General features: G+C 64.8%; 21 protein-coding genes. 8 read left to right on the top strand and 13 right to left on the bottom strand.

Annotated elements, in window-relative coordinates; genetic code table 11:
- Positions 1-62 precede the first annotated feature (62 nt).
- The 6 genes from CH306_RS03065 to mrf form a co-directional block, all read right to left on the bottom strand.
- On the bottom strand, positions 63-1,781 hold the full coding sequence (locus CH306_RS03065) for a metallophosphoesterase (protein ID WP_094645640.1): 1,719 nt from the start codon (positions 1,779-1,781) through the stop codon (positions 63-65).
- 163 nt (positions 1,782-1,944) lie between these two features.
- On the bottom strand, positions 1,945-3,126 hold the full coding sequence (locus CH306_RS03070) for an RtcB family protein (protein ID WP_094631288.1): 1,182 nt from the start codon (positions 3,124-3,126) through the stop codon (positions 1,945-1,947).
- Positions 3,127-3,359: 233 nt separating this feature from the next.
- Complete coding sequence (locus CH306_RS03075) at positions 3,360-4,418, bottom strand: VIT1/CCC1 transporter family protein (RefSeq protein ID WP_032395751.1); 1,059 nt, start codon at positions 4,416-4,418, stop codon at positions 3,360-3,362.
- A gap of 26 nt (positions 4,419-4,444) precedes the next feature.
- Positions 4,445-4,612, bottom strand: coding sequence for a 50S ribosomal protein L32 (gene rpmF, locus CH306_RS03080; RefSeq protein WP_032388658.1), 168 nt, complete (start codon positions 4,610-4,612; stop codon positions 4,445-4,447).
- A 3-nt stretch (positions 4,613-4,615) separates the two neighbouring features.
- Positions 4,616-4,876: a type B 50S ribosomal protein L31 gene (locus CH306_RS03085; RefSeq protein WP_094645641.1), complete on the bottom strand. Its 261-nt coding sequence runs from the start codon at positions 4,874-4,876 to the stop codon at positions 4,616-4,618.
- A complete protein-coding gene (gene mrf, locus CH306_RS03090; protein WP_094645816.1) occupies positions 4,873-6,105 on the bottom strand; it encodes a ribosome hibernation factor-recruiting GTPase MRF in 1,233 nt (410 codons plus the stop codon). Before mrf ends, CH306_RS03085 begins: the two co-directional genes overlap by 4 nt.
- A 137-nt stretch (positions 6,106-6,242) precedes the next feature.
- Here mrf and rpmB point away from each other — a divergent pair, with 137 nt between their 5' ends.
- The 7 genes from rpmB to CH306_RS03125 all read left to right on the top strand — a co-directional run bounded on the left by rpmB (position 6,243) and on the right by CH306_RS03125 (position 9,347).
- Positions 6,243-6,479: a 50S ribosomal protein L28 gene (rpmB, locus tag CH306_RS03095; RefSeq protein ID WP_094631225.1), complete on the top strand. Its 237-nt coding sequence runs from the start codon at positions 6,243-6,245 to the stop codon at positions 6,477-6,479.
- Positions 6,476-6,646 (top strand): 50S ribosomal protein L33, encoded by a 171-nt coding sequence (gene rpmG, locus CH306_RS03100; RefSeq protein WP_179272728.1) that lies wholly within the window; start codon positions 6,476-6,478, stop codon positions 6,644-6,646. Before rpmB ends, rpmG begins: the two co-directional genes overlap by 4 nt.
- 3 nt (positions 6,647-6,649) lie before the next feature.
- Entirely contained in the window at positions 6,650-6,955 is a 306-nt protein-coding gene (gene rpsN / locus CH306_RS03105) for a 30S ribosomal protein S14 (RefSeq protein ID WP_094645643.1), read from the top strand.
- A 16-nt stretch (positions 6,956-6,971) separates the two neighbouring features.
- The gene (rpsR, locus tag CH306_RS03110; protein WP_008719028.1) at positions 6,972-7,226 is read left to right on the top strand and encodes a 30S ribosomal protein S18; all 255 of its coding nucleotides are present in this window, start codon (positions 6,972-6,974) and stop codon (positions 7,224-7,226) included.
- Between the two features lie 85 nt (positions 7,227-7,311).
- The gene (locus CH306_RS03115; protein WP_094645644.1) at positions 7,312-8,238 is read left to right on the top strand and encodes an AEC family transporter; all 927 of its coding nucleotides are present in this window, start codon (positions 7,312-7,314) and stop codon (positions 8,236-8,238) included.
- A gap of 46 nt (positions 8,239-8,284) precedes the next feature.
- Positions 8,285-8,749: a hypothetical protein gene (locus CH306_RS03120; RefSeq protein WP_032395756.1), complete on the top strand. Its 465-nt coding sequence runs from the start codon at positions 8,285-8,287 to the stop codon at positions 8,747-8,749.
- Between the two features lie 25 nt (positions 8,750-8,774).
- On the top strand, positions 8,775-9,347 hold the full coding sequence (locus CH306_RS03125) for a DUF1707 SHOCT-like domain-containing protein (protein WP_094631224.1): 573 nt from the start codon (positions 8,775-8,777) through the stop codon (positions 9,345-9,347).
- Here the strand turns inward: CH306_RS03125 and CH306_RS03130 are convergent, their stop codons facing one another.
- Together CH306_RS03130 and CH306_RS03135 are read right to left on the bottom strand one after the other, a co-directional pair.
- On the bottom strand, positions 9,348-11,294 hold the full coding sequence (locus CH306_RS03130) for a vWA domain-containing protein (RefSeq protein ID WP_094645645.1): 1,947 nt from the start codon (positions 11,292-11,294) through the stop codon (positions 9,348-9,350).
- Positions 11,294-12,679, bottom strand: coding sequence for an ATP-binding protein (locus CH306_RS03135; RefSeq protein ID WP_032395759.1), 1,386 nt, complete (start codon positions 12,677-12,679; stop codon positions 11,294-11,296). The genes CH306_RS03130 and CH306_RS03135 overlap by 1 nt, the downstream gene beginning before the upstream one ends.
- A 237-nt stretch (positions 12,680-12,916) precedes the next feature.
- On the opposite strand from CH306_RS03135, the gene CH306_RS03140 reads away from it, so the two are divergent.
- Positions 12,917-13,780: a DUF559 domain-containing protein gene (locus CH306_RS03140; protein ID WP_094645646.1), complete on the top strand. Its 864-nt coding sequence runs from the start codon at positions 12,917-12,919 to the stop codon at positions 13,778-13,780.
- Between the two features lie 67 nt (positions 13,781-13,847).
- Here CH306_RS03140 and purH read toward each other — a convergent pair whose 3' ends face one another.
- The 5 genes from purH to sfnG form a co-directional block, all read right to left on the bottom strand.
- A complete protein-coding gene (gene purH, locus CH306_RS03145) occupies positions 13,848-15,404 on the bottom strand; it encodes a bifunctional phosphoribosylaminoimidazolecarboxamide formyltransferase/IMP cyclohydrolase (protein WP_094631221.1) in 1,557 nt (518 codons plus the stop codon).
- A complete protein-coding gene (gene purN / locus CH306_RS03150; RefSeq protein ID WP_094645647.1) occupies positions 15,401-16,015 on the bottom strand; it encodes a phosphoribosylglycinamide formyltransferase in 615 nt (204 codons plus the stop codon). Before purN ends, purH begins: the two co-directional genes overlap by 4 nt.
- Positions 16,016-16,095: 80 nt before the next feature.
- A complete protein-coding gene (locus CH306_RS03155) occupies positions 16,096-17,538 on the bottom strand; it encodes a cell division protein PerM (protein WP_094645648.1) in 1,443 nt (480 codons plus the stop codon).
- Positions 17,539-17,609: 71 nt separating this feature from the next.
- Positions 17,610-18,800, bottom strand: coding sequence for a DUF5336 domain-containing protein (locus CH306_RS03160; protein WP_143545348.1), 1,191 nt, complete (start codon positions 18,798-18,800; stop codon positions 17,610-17,612).
- A gap of 94 nt (positions 18,801-18,894) precedes the next feature.
- Positions 18,895-20,019, bottom strand: coding sequence for a dimethylsulfone monooxygenase SfnG (gene sfnG, locus CH306_RS03165; RefSeq protein ID WP_094645649.1), 1,125 nt, complete (start codon positions 20,017-20,019; stop codon positions 18,895-18,897).
- Positions 20,020-20,058: the final 39 nt, after the last annotated feature.

A 20,058-nucleotide genomic window follows, 5' to 3' on the forward strand; every position in this document is an offset into this window, starting at 1 on the left:
CTCCGCGCAGTGGTGCGGTTAGGTGCCCTCCACGGCACTCAGCCACACCACTGCCGCAGGCACTAGGACGAACCGAACACCGGACCCACAGGGATGTCTCGCTCGAAGGTCAGACGGTCGAACTCGTTACCGTATTCGTCGATTGCACCGATCGTCATCCTGCTGGCGGTGATGCCCGGAATACCCGGCACCACATCGACTCTGACGAACGAGTAGTTGAGGAATCGCACCCGAGACCAGGTGATGGACTCGGCCGACTTGGTGCCGTCCGGCGCCCATACGTAACTGTTCGGAACTGCCGTGTCGGGCAACTCGTTGCCGCGGTAGCTCACGCCCTCACCGTCCTGGAACGTATAGCGTGGACGACCACCACCGCCGACTGTGTAATACACGGTGCCGTCGGTCTTTCCGTTGACCGTTGCGTTGTCACCGGCGACCCGCGTCGCACGGTTGCCACGAATGGGATCGGTGCGCTCGAAGACGTGATTGTGGGCTTGAAGCACTACATCCACCTGGTACTTGTCGAACAGCGCAACCCACGCGTCGCGGACGCCGCCGTCGCTCGCGTGCGTCGACGTGGTCGAATACGCGCAGTGGTGGAAGAAGCAGACGATGAAGTCGATGTTCGGATCGGCACGGTACTTCGCCAATGTCTGTTCCACCCAGGTGTTCTGGGCTCCACCGCTGTAACCGGTGTTGGCCTTGATCTCGTAGCTGACGTCGTTCGCGTCGAGCGAGAGAACGGCAGTGTTGCCGTAGACGAACGAGTACGCCGACGGGCATCCCGTGGGTCCGTTGGTCGGCTGATCGAGCCGCGCGGCATGTCCGCCGTAGCCGTTGGGGCTGTACAGCGCTTCCATGTCGTGGTTACCGGTGGCGAACAACCACGGCGCGGTCGATGCACTGGCCTCGATCGCCTGGAAATAGCCGTCCCAGACGAACGGGTTGAACTTGTCGAATCCCTTCGGTGGGGTCTGACCGTGCTTCGCGAACTGCGGCGGCAGACCGGCACCCGACGGGTCCGCGTACGCGATGTCGCCGGCGAGGATGTGGAAGTCCGGGTGCGAGGCCTCGATCTGCCGATTGATGTTGCGCGCGTGCTTGACCGACGGCTCGTTGTCCGCCTTGTAGTACTGGTCGTCGTAGTCGCCGGCAACCAAACCTGGCGGCTGCGAGGGTGTTTCGTCTACGCCCTGATCGCCCATCATCGTGAACCGGAACGGTGCGATGCGACCGGTCGGCAGGGCCGGGGACGCACTCCGAATGTCACTGACGAAGCCGTCGGCGGTGCGCCAGCGATAGTAGTGCGGCAGCTTGGGCGTCAGATTGTCGACGGGCACATGTACGTAGTACTGCTCCGCCGACAGAATTCCGCCGTCGGTCTGTGGAACCTGACTGATCAGGTTTCGTACCTCGGCCGACGTCGTAGCGCCGAGTGCGGGCGTGGGGCCGTGATCGAGGAAGACACCGGTGAGCCCGGGATTACGAGAGAGCTGTGCCGAGAACCGCAGTTGCGTCGCCGGGTCGTTTCCGAAGCCCATGTGCCGTCCGGCCACGGCCAGCGGGGCGTCCTGCGCGTACGCGGTTCGCGCGAACACCGAGTTCCCGACGCCTACCGCGGCGGCCGTCGCGGCGGCTCCCACCAGGAAGTTGCGTCGACTGACGGGGTGCCGCCGCAGGAACGACCGATGCCAATCGTGCTGCTCGGCCATGGTCATGTTCTCGGCGAGCGTGCCCGGGATTCCGGTCGCGACGGTTTCGCCTGCGGGATTGAGCGTCATGCCTCGATGGTGACGGTGACGCTCTCTCTATCCGTTAACCAAGCGAAGTTGTTGGGTGAACAACACGAGAACACCGATGCACAACGGGACGAACGCGGACAATCCCGTCGTGCACGGATCTTCGTAACCCACTACGAATTTCCATACACGACGGGAGGTCGATCTAGGTCCCCTTGACGTTGAGGATCTGCCGCAGTTCGTGCTCGATGCTCACCAGGTCGCGGGCGTCCTCCATCACGACATCGATCGGCTTGTAGGCGTCGGGAATCTCGTCGATGAAGTCTGCACTGTCGCGAAATTCGATCCCTACCATCCGCTCCCGCAGGTTCTCGTGAGTGAACCGCTTCCTGGCCTCGGTCCGAGAGAACTGTCGACCGGCACCGTGAGGCGCCGAGCACAACCCCGCCTTCGAGCCCTTGCCGACGACCACGTACGAACGAGTTCCCATCGACCCGGGAATGATCGCCTTGACACCCTCGTGTGCGTCGACCGCGCCCTTTCGGGTGAGCCACACGTCCTTCTGAAAGTGGTTCTCCTTCACCGTGTAGTTGTGATGGCAATTGATCCGTTCGACCTCGCGATGGTCGTCGGTTCCCATCCACTCGGCGAATACCGCACTGAACCGGTCCATCATCTCGGCCCTGTTCAGGTATGCGAACCGCTGCGCCCACTTCAATTCTCGGAGGTACTGCCCGAATTCACGGGAGCTCTCGGGCAGGTATGCCAGGTCCTTGTTGGGCAACGGAATCCACCACTGCGCGCACAATCGCTGTGCGATCGCGATGTGCTTCTTGGCGATCTTGTTGCCGACGCCCCTCGACCCACTGTGCAGAAACAGCCATACCCGATCGGTTTCGTCGAGGCACAGTTCGATGTAATGGTTGCCGCCGCCTAACGAACCGAGCTGCTCGCGCCACTGCGGTGAATGATTCAGCTCGACACCGTCCGTGGCCGCCAACTCCTCGAGTTCGAGTAGCTTCGGAGCGGTGAAATTCCACCGGTCGACGCCGACGTTGTAGTTGCCCGGCGACAGCGGGATGCTTGCCTCGATGGCGAGTCGCAGGTCAGTCAGATTACGGCCGTCGACGTCGTCGAGTGTGAATTCTGTTCGTACGCCGATCATTCCGCAACCTATGTCGACGCCGACGGCGGCCGGAATGACAGCGCCCAGCGTAGGAATCACCGTTCCCACTGCGCTTCCCATACCGCTGTGAGCGTCGGGCATCAGCGCGACGTGCGGATGCACGAACGGCATCGACGATGTTTCACGGGCCTGCTCGAGAGTCTTGTCCTCGAGCTGTGAAGCCCAATTGAGCAAACGCAAGCCCACCTTGTTCGGGGGCATGATGTTCCTTCCTGCCCCCTTGCACAAGAGGGCGCTATTCGATGGGTCGATTCACGAGCCGAGCTTGTTTGCCGCAAAGAGCGGCGCATCGCTCCGGTGAATACGCGCGCAGCACAAGGCTCACACCGACTCTCGTGTCGAGAGCGGCACCGGACAGAACGGTTGCACGCATGACCGGAACCCTATCGATCGATCCCTCGTCCACGCGAGCGAATTACTCAGAACGCCGGGCCCTACACACCACCACCGAATGCCAAGCCCAACAGATACGTCGCCCCGGCTGCGCCGTAGCCGATTGCCAGTTGTCGCAGAGCGCGTTTGACCGGCGGCCCACCGCTGAGCAGTCCCACCACCAGGCCCGTGCAGATCAACGCGATTCCGACGAGGACGGCGGCAACGGCAAGGGCCACAAAGCCTTCGAGGCCGAACAGATACGGCAACACCGGGATGACGGCACCGGAGGCGAAGAAGCAGAAGCTGGCGCCGGCGGCACCGAGGCCGGTTCCGATGGACTCGTGCTGGTCGACGTCGGGGGCCATCTCGTCGGCAGGGAGTACTCGCAGCACTTCCGCCGCTTTGGCGTCGGCCTCCTCGTGGGTCATCCCTCGGGCTCGGTAGACCAGGGCCAGTTCGTTGGCGTCCACGTCGAGGTGTTGGACTGCGTCGCGCGCCCCACTGTCCGGCGACGACGCCTCGAGCAACTCGCGTTGTGAACGGACAGAGACGTATTCGCCCGCCCCCATCGACAGCGCGCCGGCGAGCAGTCCCGCGAGGCCGGTGACCAGGACGATCTGATTGGACACCCCGGAGCCGCTGATACCCAGAACGAGAGCGAGGTTGCTCACCAGTCCGTCGTTGGCACCGAACACCGCGGCCCGGAACGTTCCGGACAATCGATTGCGGCCGCGGGCCGCCAGTGCCCTGATGACCTCCGCGTGGATCTGCTCGTCGGCCGTCATCGCCTCCGTCGCGTCGGCGTCGGTGGCGTACGGCGAACGGGTTTCCGCTCGTTGGGCCAGCGCGAGTACGAACACCGAACCGAAGCGACGTGCCAACACCCCGAGGATGCGGGTGCGGATGTCACCTTTGAGCGGCATTCCGACCCGATCACCGAGCAGATTTCGCCAATGCTGCTCGTGGCGGCCCTCCGCATCGGCGAGTGCGAGCAGGATCTCGCGCTCCTCGCCGGTGCGTCGGCCTGCCAGATCGCGATAGACGGCGGCCTCGGCTCGCTCGTCGGCGAGGTACTGGCGCCACCGCTTCACATCTCGCGCACTGGGTCCATCGTTCATGAAAGTGAAGATAGACCCGTCGCGAGTCAGCTCGGGTCGTACACCCCGGTCTGCACTGCTTTGACCAATCTCCGCGGCACCCTGAACTCTCGGCCCTGAAAACGCACGGTCACCAGATCGGGAGCAACGGCTTTCCATTGCGCGCGACGGCTCCGAGTGTTCGAGCGCGACATCTTTCTCTTCGGAACAGCCATGATTCAGGAGTCCTTTCGGCTTCGTCGGCCGTATCGCTTCTCGAACTTCTCGACGCGTCCCTGGGTGTCCATCACGCGGGCGGCTCCGGTCCAGAACGGGTGTGATTCCGACGAGACGTCGACGACGATCAGCGGGTAGGTGTTGCCGTCTTCCCACTCGGTCTCGCGGGCGGACGTGACGGTGGATCTGGTGAGGAATTTGTTGCCGGTACTCGAGTCCTGGAACACGACCGGGTGGTAGTCGGGGTGGATGCCTGATTTCATTCTGTTGCCTCTCGTGATTGTTCTGCGTACGGGGATTCGCTGCTCTCGCAGGGGTCTTCGTGCCAATGACCGAATGGGTCGTTCCAGGTGGACCAGGCCGCAGGGTCTGCCATTTCGTCGTCGGACACCAACGCCCACTGCAGGGTTCGGTCGATCTCGGTGGGGTCGGCCTCGTGGACGAGGATGACCAGCGACGTGTCTCGATCACCGAACTTCTCGTCCCACCGCAGCGCCGACATTGCCCGACGGGTGGCGTCGACGCGGTCCTGCTGCTCCGGAGTCATTGTGGCAAGCCACTTTCCGGCGCTGGCGACGCGAAGGCCGCCGCCTGCCGATTCGATCCACAGAGCTTCGTCGGGCTGAGTGGCCACCCACGCCCGCCCCCGTGCGGTGACGACGCCGTCGAGCAATACGTCGATCGCCTCGTGGAACCGCTCGGGATGGAACGGCCGCGTGGCGGTGAACTCGACCAGGGTGATGCCGCAATCGACGGTCAGTGGCGGCTGTCCGCGCAACAGCGGTGAGTGCGCGTCGCTGATCGCACCGCGTCGCGCATCGGCAGGGACACTCGCGAGAAGTGTCGGGGCATCGACCAGTGCGTCCTGGGACACCCAGACGACAGGAGCATTCGGGGCCAACCGCGCCAGGACTGCGGCGAGTCGGGCGCGTTCCCACGCGTCGACGTCGGAACCCGCGGTCACGACGAGTGCATCGGCGTAGTCGACCTGCCCGACCACCAATTGTGCGACGGTTCGATCATCGTCGCCACTGGCGACGACGCCTCGGTCGGCCATCGCGTCGTCGCCGGTGGCGTCGGCCAGCCAGGTTGCGGCATCGAGGCAGTCGACCACTGCCTCGATGCGAACGTCACGCGAGGCGGGGCCGTCGATCCGCCCGACGACACCCGCGACGACGACGTTGTCCACGGCCCAGCACAGTGCCTCGGGCTCGAGCGCGGGGTCCATAGCGAGCACGATGCGATCGACGTTGCTGCGCGTCGACAGTGCCCGCAACAGTGGCAGTAGATCCTCCCGAAGGGTGCACGAGACGCAGCCGTGCGCCAGCTCCAGAATGCTCTCGCGCGGTTCCTCCCCCAGTACGGACAGTGTGCGACGCACGACTCCTTCGGCGACGCGGCTCAGATCGTGGCGGACCGCGACGGTGCCCGGCGCGAGCAGTGATGTCACGACCGCGTCCATGGCTCCGGTCCAGCCGGAGACGAGGACCATCGGGGTTCGATCGTCCGGTGAGTTGTTCACGAGCACCCTTCTTCTCGACAACGATTGTCATTACCTGCGAATGCACGCTACATTCGAGAACACGCTTTGTCGAAAGCGATTGTCATAACGGCAAGAAAGGAGTGCTCATGTCAGCGCACTGCCAAGTCACCGGCCGCACCCCCGGATTCGGAAAATCGGTCTCGCACTCTCACGTGCGAACCAGCCGCAGGTGGGACCCGAACATCCAGCGCAAGACCTACTACGCGCCGAGCCTGGGCCGACGCGTCACCCTCACGCTCTCGACCAAGGGCATCAAGACCATCGACCGCGACGGCATCGACGCCGTGGTGGCAAGACTGCGCGCACGCGGGGAGAAGATCTGATGGGCAAGAGCACGGACGTTCGTCCGATCGTCAAGCTGAAGTCGACCTCCGGTACCGGCTACACCTACGTCACCCGCAAGAACCGTCGCAACGATCCCGACCGACTGGTGATGAAGAAGTACGACCCGGTCGTGCGCAAGCACGTGGATTTCCGAGAGGAGCGGTAGACAGTGGCGAAGAAGTCGAAGATCGCGAAGAACGAGCAACGCAAGATCGTCGTCGCCCGGTGGGCAACGCGTCGAGCAGAGCTCAAAGACACCATCCGCAAGCCCTCGAGCAGCGACTCCGAGCGTGCGCAGGCTCGAGCAGCACTGCAGCGTCTGCCGCGCGATTCGAGTCCGGTACGATTACGCAATCGTGACGCTGCGGATGGACGTCCGCGCGGTTACCTTCGGAAATTCGGGCTGTCCCGCGTGAAAGTGCGCGAGATGGCTCACCGCGGGGAACTGCCAGGCGTCCACAAGTCGAGCTGGTAAAGGGAAAAGGTTTCAGATGGCAGTCAAGAGAGCACCGTCGAAGAAGGTCCGCGCAGAGGCAGGCCGTCGACCGAAGAAGAACCCGTTGAACGCCGCCAAGGTGACCACGGTGGACTACAAGGACATCAACCTCCTTCGTCAGTTCATCTCGGACCGCGGCAAGATCCGCAGCCGTCGGGTCACCGGGCTCACCCCGCAGCAGCAGCGCCAGGTCGCTGTCGCGGTGAAGAACGCTCGTGAAATGGCATTGCTGCCGTTCACCAGCCGCTGATCCACACTTTCTTTCGGAGAGGCCACGTAGCCATCGGCTACGTGGCCTCTCTGTCGTTCCCGATCCAGAGATGAGCAGTCCGTAGATGTCCGGCGTCCTCGAGGGCTTCACCGTCATCTTCGTCGTCATCGCCCTGGGCTACCTCCTCGCCCACTTGAAGGTGCTCGGCGAGCACGGCCAGTTCGTCCTCAGCCGTCTCGTCTTCTTCGTCGCGACCCCTGCGTTGCTGTTCGTCACGTTGGCGAACTCGGACCTGTCGGTCATCCTCTCGCCCGTGTTGGCCGTCGCCGGTTCCACGGCACTGCTCGTCGGAGCGATCTATTTCGTCATAGCCAAGCTCGCCCTGAAACGGACCGTGCCCGACGCGACCGTCGGCGCACTGGCAAGTTCGTATGTCAACGCCGCCAACCTGGGCATCCCGATCGCCGTGTTCGTGCTGGGCGACGCGAACTTCGTGGCTCCTCTGCTGCTGTTCCAGATCATGATCTACACCCCGATCGCGGTGACGATTCTCGACATCTCCACCAAGGTCGACAAGGTTTCCCTGTTCAAGACCGTCACGACGCCGTTCCGGAACCCGATCGTGTTGGCCGGCGCAGCGGGACTGGTGCTGTCGATCACCGGACTCCAGCTGCCCGAGGCACTGATGCAGCCGTTCCAACTCGTCGGGAATGCGTCGGTCCCCGGCGCGTTGCTCGCCTTCGGCCTGTCCCTCTACGGTGCCCGGGTGCTGCAGAAGGGCATCAGCCCGCGGCGGGACGTCGCTCTGGCCACGGTCTTCAAGATGGCACTCCAGCCCCTGCTCGGCTACCTCATGGCCCGGTTCGTCTTCGGTCTGGACGGGCACGATCTGTTCGCCATCGTCGTGGTGTCGGCACTACCGACAGCGCAGAACGTGTTCGTCTTCGCCAGCCGCTACCAGCGCGGTGTTGTGCTCGCCCGAGACACCGCGTTCGTGACCACACTCGTCTCGATCCCCGTCATAGCGCTCGTGACGGTCTTCCTCGCATGAGCCGAACACAAAGGTTCTCCTCAGCTCCCGGCGCTACGTTGGATTCATGAGGTTTCTCGCTGCAGGTGTCATGTTGTGCCTGCTGCTGGTCGGCTGCAGCACCGCCTCCGGTGGCGACGAGGACACAACCCCGACAGTCGGTTCCACCTCCCCTGTGGGGTTCGCCCAGCAACCCAGCGCCCCTCCGGTTCCGCACGAGGTGCCCGTCGGCGACGTCGGCACGATGTTCGAGCCGACGGCCGATCTGATCCGCGCCACCACCACCCCGTTCGAGTCGTGGAGCCAGATCTCCCCCAACACCATCGCGGTCCACTTCGTCACCGGCACTCCCGAGTGCTACGGAGCCGACGCGTCGGTCACCGAGACCGACACCACCGTCACCATCGAACTGCGTACCGGCACCCGGCCCGATGCCGCGGACAAGTCCTGCATCATGGTTGCCGTCTACGCCACCATGCAGATAACTCTCGCGTCACCCCTCGGGAGCCGCACCATCCTGAATGCGGCCTGACCCAGGCTTCGGTAGTGTCCGGCCAGTGAGCGATCATCTCCCCGACCGAGATCGGAGCCGGATTCGCGCAGCCGATGCGGACAGGAACCTCGTCGCGCAGTTGCTGAGCGACGCTTTCGCGAACGGCCAACTGACCGTGAGCGAATACGACGAGCGCACCGCCGCGGTGTACCAGGCGAAGACCTACGGAGAACTCGACCTGCTGACCGGCGACCTGGTTCTCTCGCCTCCCCCTGCGGCCGCACCGCCCGGTGGCTCCTCGAACGACCGCGTGATCGCGATCATGAGCGGTGCCGTGCGGAAAGGACAGTGGACCCCCGCGGCGCGCATCGACGCGTTCGCCTTCTGGGGCGGTATCGAACTCGACCTACGCCGCGCGTCGTTCGCCGCAGAAGAAACCACCATCAACTGCGTCGCCATCATGGGCGGCATCGAGGTCACCGTGCCACCCGGAGTGAGCGTCGAAGTCCGCGGCATGGGCATCATGGGCGGCTTCGAACACGTCAGCGCGACGCACCCCGGCGCGCCGCGCGTGATCATCACCGGTTTCGCCTTCTGGGGTGGCGTGTCGGTGGAGATCAAGGCAGCGGAGAAGTAGCTACGATCGCCGACGCTTGAGGTAGTCGGTCACCACCGCAGCACCGAGTCCATCGAGATCCGGCGCGATGACGCGTCCGCCCACCCGCTCGGCCATCTTGTCCACCACTCGCGCGAGGCCTGGATCGTCGCCGAGCCGGAAGATCGTTACCTGCGCACCGAGTTTCGCGACGGTATCGAGTTCGCGGACGGTCAACCCGAGGGTCTTCGACGACGGCGGATAGTCGAAGTACGCGTGGCCGTCGGGCTCGAGATGCGCCGTCGGCTCACCGTCGGTCACGATCAACACCACCGGTTGCGCATTGGGATGACGTCGCAGATGCCGAACCGCAAGCATCAGCGCGTGGTGCAGATTGGTGCCCTGGTCGTAGGCACCGTCCAACCCGGCCAGCTCGGAGGCCGTCAATGTCTGTGCGTGCCTGCCGAATCCGATCAGTTGCAGATCGTCTCCGCGAAATCGAGTGCTCACCAGGTGATTGAGTGCAAGTGCCGTGCGCTTCATGGGCACCCAACGACCGTCCATCACCATCGAGAACGACGTGTCGACCAGCAGTGCCACGGCAGCCTGCGTTCGCGTCTCGGTCTCGCTGATCTCGACATCGGTCACTTGCAACTGCACCGGGAAACCGGATCCTGTTGCTGCTGAACGCAGTACCGCATTGTTGACCGTGCGGGTGACGTCCCACGGCTCGGTGTCACCGAACTCCCACGCCCGCGACGCACCGGTGGGCTCACCCATCGCGCCTGCCTTGCGCGTGTCTCGCTCGCCGCCGCGTCGGGACAGCTTTCCCGCCACATCCTTCAGCGCCGACTGCCCCAACTGCCGCATCGCCTTCGGCGACAGACGCCATTGACCGTCGGCACCCTTGTCCATGAAACCTTGCTGCTGCAGCGCCTTTTCGAGCTCGGAGAGCATCCGCGCATCGGCCGCGGCCTCCGGCCCCAGTTGCTTCAGCAACGCATCGGCGTCGATGTCGTCCAGGGCAGCCCCGTTGTACTGCTGTGAGAGTTGATTCCCCAGGTTCTCGAGGTCCGCGATGTCCTGGAGTGCACCGGTGCCGTCGCCGAGTCCCATCCCGTTCTCGCCGCGGAAGTTCTGCGAGCCGTCCCAATCCTCACCGGGCCGGGCCTGCTGCAGATTCTGATCGAGCTGATCGAGCTGGCTGAGAAGGTTCGAGTCCCCGAAGGCCTGCTGCGCCAACGCATCGAGCTCTGCCCGCTGCTCGGGACTCAGCGAATTACGGAGCCGCTGGGCGGCCGCGGCTCGCTGGGCCAGGGAGTCCAACAGCTCCTCGACGCTCGACGGATTCTCCGGGAAGTGCTGCCCGTGCTTGTCCATGAACTGCTCGAACTGCTCATCGGTGTCCTCGCCCTTGTTGTGGGCGTCGAGTAACTCGTTGAGGTCTTTCAGCATCTCGCTGATGGCCTGACGGTCCTCGTCGGTAGCACCTTCGAGGGCCTGCTTCATACCCGCGAAACGCTGGTCCAGCATCTCGCGTCCGAGCAGATCCTTGATCTTCTCGTAGTTCTCGCGTGCCTCCGACGAACGCCAGTCGTAGTCCGAAAGCTCCTGCACTGCTTGCGCTGTGGACGGTGACAGGTCACCGATCTGCATCTCCTGGAACCGTGCGTCGTCGTCGAGAGCGCGCGCCAAGGCCTTGCGCTCCTCGAGCACTGCCTTGTCCAGCAACTCCCGCACTTCCTGCAGGGTGCCGTCGAGGTTGTTCTTCTTCAACAGGTCTCGTCGACGCTTGGCGGCCTGGGCTGCCAGGTCGTCGAGCCCTCGCATGTTCTTGGTCCCGCGGCGCAGCATCTCCTGCAGTGCCCGACGGGGCGACGCGCCCTCGAGCACGTCCTCACCGATGGCGTCGAGTGCCTCGCGCAGATCCACTGGTGGCGCAAGGGGATCCGGTCCGTCGTGATAGCGCCCGTATCTGGAGCGACGCATCAGCTGTACACCGTCTGACCGTCGTCGTCGGGATCCTTGGAGATCCGTCGCGCCAGGTACAGCCCTTCGAGTGCGAGTTCGACCGCGGCGGCCTTCTCGCCGTCCGAGGTGGCGTTCAGTCGCTCGTGGATGTCGCCGATCACCTCGACGTCGGGCAACTCGTCGAGCAACGCCTTGGCGGTGATGCGGTCGCCGGTGACGATGGGTTCACCCGTCTCGACCGCCGTCACCAGCGCTGCGAGGTTGATTCCGCCGAGGTGAGCTCGAACGGTGTCGGCAGTCGCCCGGCGCAACATGTGCTCGAGGACCTCGATTTCGCGGCCTTCCTCACCCGACTCGAACTCGACCTTGCCGCGCAGCACCTCGATGATGGTGCCGAGATCGACCGGCCGCGCCACGGGCTCGGCCTCGCCGAGTATCGCCGCTCGGTGAACGGCTGCGGCAGCGATGGTTTCGGCCGCTGCGATAGCGAAGCGAGCGGAGACGCCGGACCGCTGATCGACCGACGGCGACTCGCGCAGCAGCCGGGTGAATCGAGCCAGCACCTCGAGCAGATAGGTGGGAACAGTTGCCTGCAGCTCCGCTTCCTGGTCGATGACGGCCACTTCGGCATCGAGTTCGAGGGGGTAGTGCGTCCTGATCTCCGCGCCGAAGCGATCCTTGAGCGGGGTGATGATGCGTCCGCGATTGGTGTAGTCCTCGGGGTTCGCGCTCGCCACCAGCATGACGTCGAGAGGCAGACGCAGCGTGTAGCCGCGGACCTGGATGTCGCGCTCCTCCATGACGTTGAGCAGCGAGACCTGAATGCGCTCGGCGAGGTCGGGCAGCTCGTTGATCGCCACGATGCCACGGTGGCTGCGGGGCACGAGTCCGAAGTGGATCGTCTCGGGATCGCCGAGGCTGCGGCCCTCGGCCACCTTGACGGGATCGACGTCGCCGACGAGGTCCGCCACCGAGGTATCCGGGGTCGCGAGCTTCTCGGCGTACCGCTCGCTGCGATGACGCCACTCGACAGGCAGGTCGTCGCCGAGTTCGGTGGCCTTGCGAATGCTGGCGGGGGTGATCGGCTCGTACGGATGCTCGCCCAGTTCCGCTCCGGCGATCACCGGCACCCACTCGTCGAGCAGAAGATTCAGGGTGCGCAGCAGACGCGTCTTGCCCTGACCGCGTTCGCCGAGCAGCACAACATCGTGACCGGCCAGAATCGCGCGCTCGAACTGCGGCAACACCGTCGATCCGAAACCGACGATCCCCGGCCACGGATCGGTGCCGTCACGCAATGCCTTCAGAAGATTTTCCCGCAGCTCTTCCTTGATCGACCGCTGCCGATGTCCGGATGCCTTGAGTTCGCCGAGTGTGGAGATGCCAGGTTTGGTAGAGGTCACTTCTCCACGCTACGAGCGTTTGGCCGATGCTGCCATGCAGTGACGAACACCCGTTCTGCCGAGCTCGAAGTTATGGACGAAAATCGGGCGAATTTTGTCCACAACTTCGAGCTCGGCAGCCGATACACATCTCGGACCGATATTGATCACAGCGGCATAACTGTGGACAACAATTTTGTTCATCCACAGCCGGCGCTCGGCCCACTATTCGCCTGAATCCGATGCCACTGTGCATGAATGGACAGCGCACCGTTCGTCGGATCCGAGGCACTGGCAAACGGGTTGGTCACCCGCCAGCAGCTCCGGCAGCACTTTCGTCGAATCTATCGTGACGTCTACATCGACCCGGGTTCCGAACTGGATGCGCCGACCAAGGCAAGGGCAGCGTGGTTGTACTCGCGAGGCAAGGCAGTGGTCTCCGGCCTGAGTGCCGCGGCGGTGCACGGATCGGGCTGGATCTCCGCAGACCACGATGCCGAGCTCATCTGGGCCGAACATCGACAGAAGTTGGGCGGGCTTCGGATCGGCTTCGACGAGCTGTTGCCCGAAGAATCCGAGACTGTCGACGGCTTGGTCGTCACCACAGCGGCGCGAACTGCATACGACCTCGGCCGACGCAGGCCGTTCGGAACCGCCGTCGGACGGCTGGATGCACTGTGCCGCGCCACCGGAGTCGGCGTTCACGACATCGCCCGGCTTGCCGAGAACCATCGAGGTGCCCGCGGCATCGTTCAGCTCAGGGCCGTGCTCGCCCTGGTCGACGCTGGTGCGGAATCACCACAGGAGACACGCACCAGACTGGCTCTCATGAACGCGGGACTGCCTCGACCGCAAACTCAGATCGAGGTGGTGGGTCCGGACGGGAGGGTGTTTGCCCGCATCGACATCGGCTGGGCACGGTGGAAGGTGGCGGTGGAGTACGACGGCGAGCAGCACTGGTCCGACGAAAGGCAGCGAGCCTGGGACATCGAGCGTCAACACCTTCTGGAATCAATGGGCTGGACGGTGATTCGGGTGAGCGCACTGCAACTGCGCGTCGATCCGTGGGAAGTCGCAGCGCGGGTTCGCGACAAGTTGCGCGCCGCGGGGGCCAAGGTCTAGCCGAGCTCGAAGTTATGGACGGATTTCGCCGGAAATCCATCCATAACTTCGAGCTCGGCGTCACGCGCTAGTGAGCGAAGTGTCGCGATCCCGTCAGATACAGCGTCACTCCCGCGTCCTGTGCCGCGGCGATCACTTCGTTGTCGCGTACCGAACCACCGGGCTGCACAACGGCTTTGACGCCTGCGCTCATCAGCACCTGCAGACCGTCGGGGAACGGGAAGAACGCATCGGAGGAAGCGACCGAACCGGCGACGCGATCTCCGGCTCGCTGCACGGCGAGATGTGCGGCGTCGACGCGGTTGACCTGGCCCATTCCGACGCCGACGGACGCACCGTCGTGGGCGAGCAGGATCGCGTTTGACTTCACGGCCCTTCCTGCGCGCCAGGCAAATTCGAGATCCTTCAGCGTCGCCTCGTCGGCGGGTTCGCCGGCTGCGAGGGTCCAGTTGGCCGGATTGTCGCCGTCCGCGTCGAGCACGTCCCGCTGCTGCAACAGTGCGCCGCCGGAGATGGGTTTGAGTTCGACGCCCGAGGTGGGCGGTGCTACGGCGAGCAGCACGCGAATGTTCTTCTTGCGCTGCAACACTCCGAGCGCACCGTCGGCGTAGGACGGCGCGATGATGACCTCGGTGAAGATCTCGGCCACCTGCTCGGCCATCTCGACGGTGACCTCACGGTTGGCTGCGATGACGCCGCCGTATGCGCTCACCGGATCACACGCATGGGCCTTGCGGTGCGCCTCGGCGATGTCCTTGCCGACGGCGATGCCACACGGATTGGCGTGCTTGATGATGGCGACGGTGGGATCGGCGTGATCGAACGCCGCCCGCCAGGCCGCATCGGAATCGGTGAAGTTGTTGTACGACATCTCTTTACCGTGCAACTGTTCGGCCTGCGCGATGCCTGCAGCAGCAGAGGAGTCGACGTACAGGGCAGCCTTCTGGTGCGGGTTCTCGCCGTAACGGAGCACGGCCGAACGGTCCCAGGTGCCGCCGATCCATTCCGGGAACACCGTCTCGGTGTCGGGGGTCAGAACGCTGCTCATCCACGATGCCACCGCGACGTCGTAGGCGGCCGTGTGCTGAAAGGCCTGTGCCGCAAGCGACGTGCGCTCGGCGAGGGTGAATCCGCCACCGGAGACGGCCGTGAGCACGTCCTCGTAGCGGGCTGGGTCGACGACGACGGCCACCGACGGGTGATTCTTGGCCGCGGCGCGCACCATCGAGGGTCCGCCGATGTCGATCTGCTCGACGCATTCGTCCGGCGTCGCGCCACTGGCGACGGTCTCGGTGAACGGGTAGAGGTTCACCACGACGAGCTCGAAAGCCTCGATGCCCAACTCCTCGAGCTGCGAAAGATGCTCGGGCTTACGGGTATCGGCGAGCACGCCCGCGTGCACCCGAGGGTGCAGCGTCTTGACGCGCCCCTCCAGGGTCTCGGGGAATCCGGTGAGGTCCTCGACCTTGGTGACCGGGATTCCGGCGTCGGCGATCTTGCTCGCCGTCGATCCGGTGGACACCAGAGCGACGCCTGCGCTGTGCAAGCCGGTCGCCAGTTCGATCAGTCCGGTCTTGTCGTAGACGCTGACCAGCGCGCGGCGCACTGCTTTACGTTCACTCATCGGATTATCTGAGCCTTTCGTCCATCGGAGGTGACACCTTTGGCGGCCACGGCTGCGATCACGTCGACCAGCAACCGTCGCTCCACAATCTTGATGCGTTCGTGCAACGCGGATTCGTCGTCGCCGTCGAGAACCGGTACGGCTTCCTGCGCCAGGATCGGCCCGGTGTCGACACCGGAATCGACCAGATGAACCGTCGACCCGGTCAGTTTGACGCCGTGGTCGAGCGCATCGCGGACGGCGTGTGCGCCGGGGAACGACGGCAGCAGTGCAGGGTGGGTGTTGACGATGCGTCCGGTGTAGGTCCCGAGGAACTGCGGGCCGAGTATCTTCATGAACCCGGCGGTGACGACCAGATCGGGTTCGAAGCTCGATGCGGCCTCGGTGAGTGCGTGATCCCAGGCCGCTCGATCGGCGAAGTCTCGCAGGGCGACCCGGAAGTTCGGGATCGCGGCATCGTCGGCACGGCGGACTGCGTCGCAGTCGCGATCGACTCCGACGGCGACGATGCGAGCGGGATAGTTCTCGGTGACAGTCGCGGCTATGAGCGACTGCAGGAGCGAGCCGGTCCCCGACGCGAGGACGACGACCCGCGCGGGTGTCTCACGCAAGGCAGTCAGCGCACTACTCCTGAAGTATCGAGGCGGATCGTTCGAGCCAGCGGAAAGCCTAGTCGCTGCGCCTCCGAGCCCTACCGGGCAGGTCCGTCCTGGTCTCCGGGCGGAGCGACGACCTCGGCATCCAACGGTTCGTCGGTAGCGGCCTCGACGGGTGCGTCCGGTTCTTCGGCCGGGGGCATCTCGGCCGGGACGTCGTCCCCGACCTCGTCCACGACCTCCGCTTCGACGACCTCCTCGGCCTGTTCGTCGTCTTCGGTCTCGGGTGGGGCGGCCTCGATCGCCAACTCGGCCGCCGGGGGTACTGGAGTCGGATCGGGCTCGTCCTGGACCGGCTCGGATTCTGCTCGACGCCACACGACGAGGGCCGCGGAGGCGGACCCGACGACGGCCAACCACGCGAATGTCAGCAGCCCGAAGCTCCACACGGTGACTTCGACGGTGCCGAAGGTGCCGAGGTTGCCGCCTGCGGCGTAGCCGAACAACGCTGCCAGCACGCCGGTTGCCGCAGCGACGACCCACACGGACGACACGGCGACCTGGATGTCGGCACTGCGGATGGCACAGTCGCGGCCGAGCAACAGGCCGGCACCGATCGGGACGACGAGCATCACGACCCAGATCGTCTGCGCCGGTCCTTCGGGGAGAACGGCGAGGATCGGCAGCGGCGGGAGCGGTCCTCCCGTCGTGGAGAACAGGCTGACCGACGCCTCGCCGAACCCGGCAGTGGAGCCGGTGGCCACCGCGAGGGCACCGATGACGACATTGGGGAGGTAGAGCACCGACACCACGGTCAGCCCGAGCATGCCGACGACATCGCGACCGCTCTCGACCAGCGCTCCCGCACTTTCCCAGGAGGCGAGCAGGGCCAGCAGTACGACGGCGGCGCCGCCTGCGGCAAGAAGCGATATCGCCCGCACGAACGGAGCAACCAGCGCGCGCACCCAGTCCGGGAGTCCGCGGCGGACCACCAGTGAGTCCCAGCGCGCGAGAAGCAGACCGGTGCCGGACGCGGCCACGTGCACGCCTGCGACCCAGGAGAACGCGACGAGTGCGTTGGGGCTGGACAGTCCGATGACGGTGGACGCATCCTTGGCGACGGCCAGGGCGATGGCGGTGACGGCGAGCGGGCCGGCCATCGACGCCGCGAACACCCATCGAAGCATGCGACGGTCGGTGTCGGAGTCGACGGCGTGGTGGACGGTTCGGGCGACGGACCAGCCGATGATCAGTGTCGGCAGAAGCGGTGCGACGCCGAGGGACGTCCCGCCGATGCTCAGGGGTACCAGGTGTACGGCGAACCACGACCCGGCGATCGCCCCGAGGGTTCCGGTCAGGTCGCTGTTGACGGAGACGAGGGTGATCAGAGCCAGGGTCGTCGCGATCACCACGACCAGCCCGGAGGTCTTGAAGGCCACTGCGGCGAGCATGCGCGACTGATCGGGCGTCGGTCCGGTGCCTGCGCGGGGAGCCCGGGCGGCCGCGCGTCGCGTCTCTCGGTTCAATAGATCGCTCATCGCAACGAGAGTCGCATCATCTTCGCGGCGCGCCGGTCAGGCGCGCCGCGAAGTCGATTGTGATGCCTGAATCAGTCGCGCTTGTTGTCGTCTTCCACGGCGGGAGTGGCACCGAACGATTGCGTGGGCGCACCGTACGGCGTCGACTGTTCGCCCGATTCGGGCTCGTCCGACTTGGCCGGGGGCTGACCGTATCCGGACGGCTGGCCGTACTGGTACTGATTCGGCGGGTAGGCCTGCCCCGCGGCCGGGCCGCTGGGACCGGTGTAAGGAGGTGGTGTGTAGCCGCCCTGGGGCGACGGGGTGTTGGGGGCGGACTGTCCGTACGGCGGCTGGGCACCCGGGTTGTAGGAATGCTGTCCCGACGCCTGCCCGCTCGGTGCTTGACCGCTGAGGCCTTGACCGAAGTTGGACGAGGTTCCCTGGGGCTGACCGTACGACGGCGGATTGCCGTAGTTCTGGGGCTGCGACGGTCCACCGAACGAGGTCGTCGGTGCGTTGTACGGGTTCTGCTGGCCGTATCCGGGCTGCTGGTTCTGATTGCCGTAGCCCGCGGGCTTGGGAGCCGGAGCCTTGACGATGCCCGCATCGAGCAGCAGTGCCCCCACCGCGGCGGCGGCTTGGACGAAGCCCAGGACGAGCACCAGGATTGCACCGATACCGAGCGAACTGGTGGTGCTGGCGAACTCGTTGCCCTCTGCGCTGGGCAGGCTGAACGACTGGAAGACCAGCACCAGCCAACCGGCGATCGCCAGGGCGGCCACCACGGCCTGGTTCCTCGCGTCCTTCTGCAGTAGCGAGGCACCGGCGATCAGGCCCGCAGCCAGCAGTAGCGCAATCGACACCGCACTACCACCGGACGCGAAGAAGGTGGTGCTGAACGACGTCTGAATGCTGCTCGGCAGTTCCTGAGACGAGGTGACCTCGGCGGTGACGAGGTCGAGCAGTCCGAGCAGGAAGGTGACGATGCCGAGCCCGAGAATCACGAACGTGAGAACCTTCGGCAGGTTCGACAGCGTTGATCCGGATGACTTCGATTGCGGTGCGGCGGAAGCCTGGCCCGGCGCCGAGGTGCCGGGGACCGGAGGGCCGAAGGGATTGGACACCGACGGCTGATGGAAGGGCTGATTCTGGCCTGGATGACCTTGTGGGTTGGACGACGGCTGATTCGGCGAGGACGACGGGCCGTAGGACGGTCCACCTCCGCCGTAGCCACCAGAGTTGGAGCCCCCTGCTTCAGGGCTGCCGGGCGAGTAGGTCATCGCGTCTCCTCATCTGAGATTGTCCGTACCCCAGGTCGGTCGGGTCCGAGAACTCACGCTACTGCACGGACCCGACCGATCACGGAACTCCAGGTCAGCGCGAAGCAACCAGCTCGGTGTCGTTCGATTCGGCGGCCTCGAGCTCCCGAACCAGCGGCAGCACCTTCGCCCCGAAATACTCGATCTCCTCCTGGAAGTGCAGGAAGCCGCCGAGAATCAGGTCGACGCCGCGCCGACGGTAGGCGACGATTCGCTCGGCCACCTGCTCCGGCGTGCCGATCAACTGCGTCTTGAAGCCGTCGTTGTACTGAACGAGGTCCTCGAACGTCGAGTCCGCCCACATTCCCTTCTTGTCGCCCGTCGCATTGCCCGCCTGCTGCACCGCGCTCCTGAAACCTTCGACAGCGGGCTTGTTCGCCTTCTCGATGATCTCGCGCAACGTGTCTCGGGCTTCCTTCTCGCTGTCTCGCGCGATGATGAAGCCGTTGAGCCCGAACTTCACCTCACGCCGGTGATCACGTGCCACGCGTCGGAGGTTGTCGAGTTGCTCGGTGACGCCGTCGAAATCCTTGCCGTTGCTGAAGTACCAGTCCGAGTACCGTCCGGCATTCTCCTGCGCTGCAGACGAATTGCCGCCCTGAAACAGTTCGGGGTTCGGCCGATCGGGAGTGTTCAGCGGTTTGGGCTTGAGGGTGAAGTCGTGGATCCGGTAGAAGTCACCGCGGAAGTCGACGTCGTCCTCGGTCCAGATCTTGCGCAGCACCTGCAGGAATTCTGCGCTGCGACGGTATCTTTCGTCGTGCTCGAGCCATGGCTCACCGAGGTGGGTGAACTCGTCCTTGAACCAGCCACTGACGACGTTGACGGCGAATCGGCCGTTCGAAAGGTGATCGGCAGTGGCACCGAGCTTGGCGAGGACCGCCGGCTGCCAGAGTCCGGGGTGCACTGCGGCAATGACTTTCAGCCGCTCCGTCGCCAGCAGCAGCGCAAGCGAGAAGCTGGTGGATTCGTGCTGGAACTCGGCCCCGTAGCTGGCTTCGTAGCGAACCTGACTCAGGGCGTACTCGAAGCCGTTGTTCTCGGCCGTCTGCGCCAGCTTCTTGTTGTATTCGTAATCCCAACTGGTGCGCTGCTCGATGGTGCTGGTGACCAGACCACCCGAGACATTGGGTACCCAGTACGCGAACTTGATTGCGTCGGATATTTTTTCGGTGCTCATGTGTGCGTCATCCTTCGGCGGATCAATGTGCCATCCACG

Source organism: Rhodococcus sp. 15-725-2-2b, assembly GCF_002259075.1.
GTDB lineage: Bacteria > Actinomycetota > Actinomycetes > Mycobacteriales > Mycobacteriaceae > Rhodococcoides.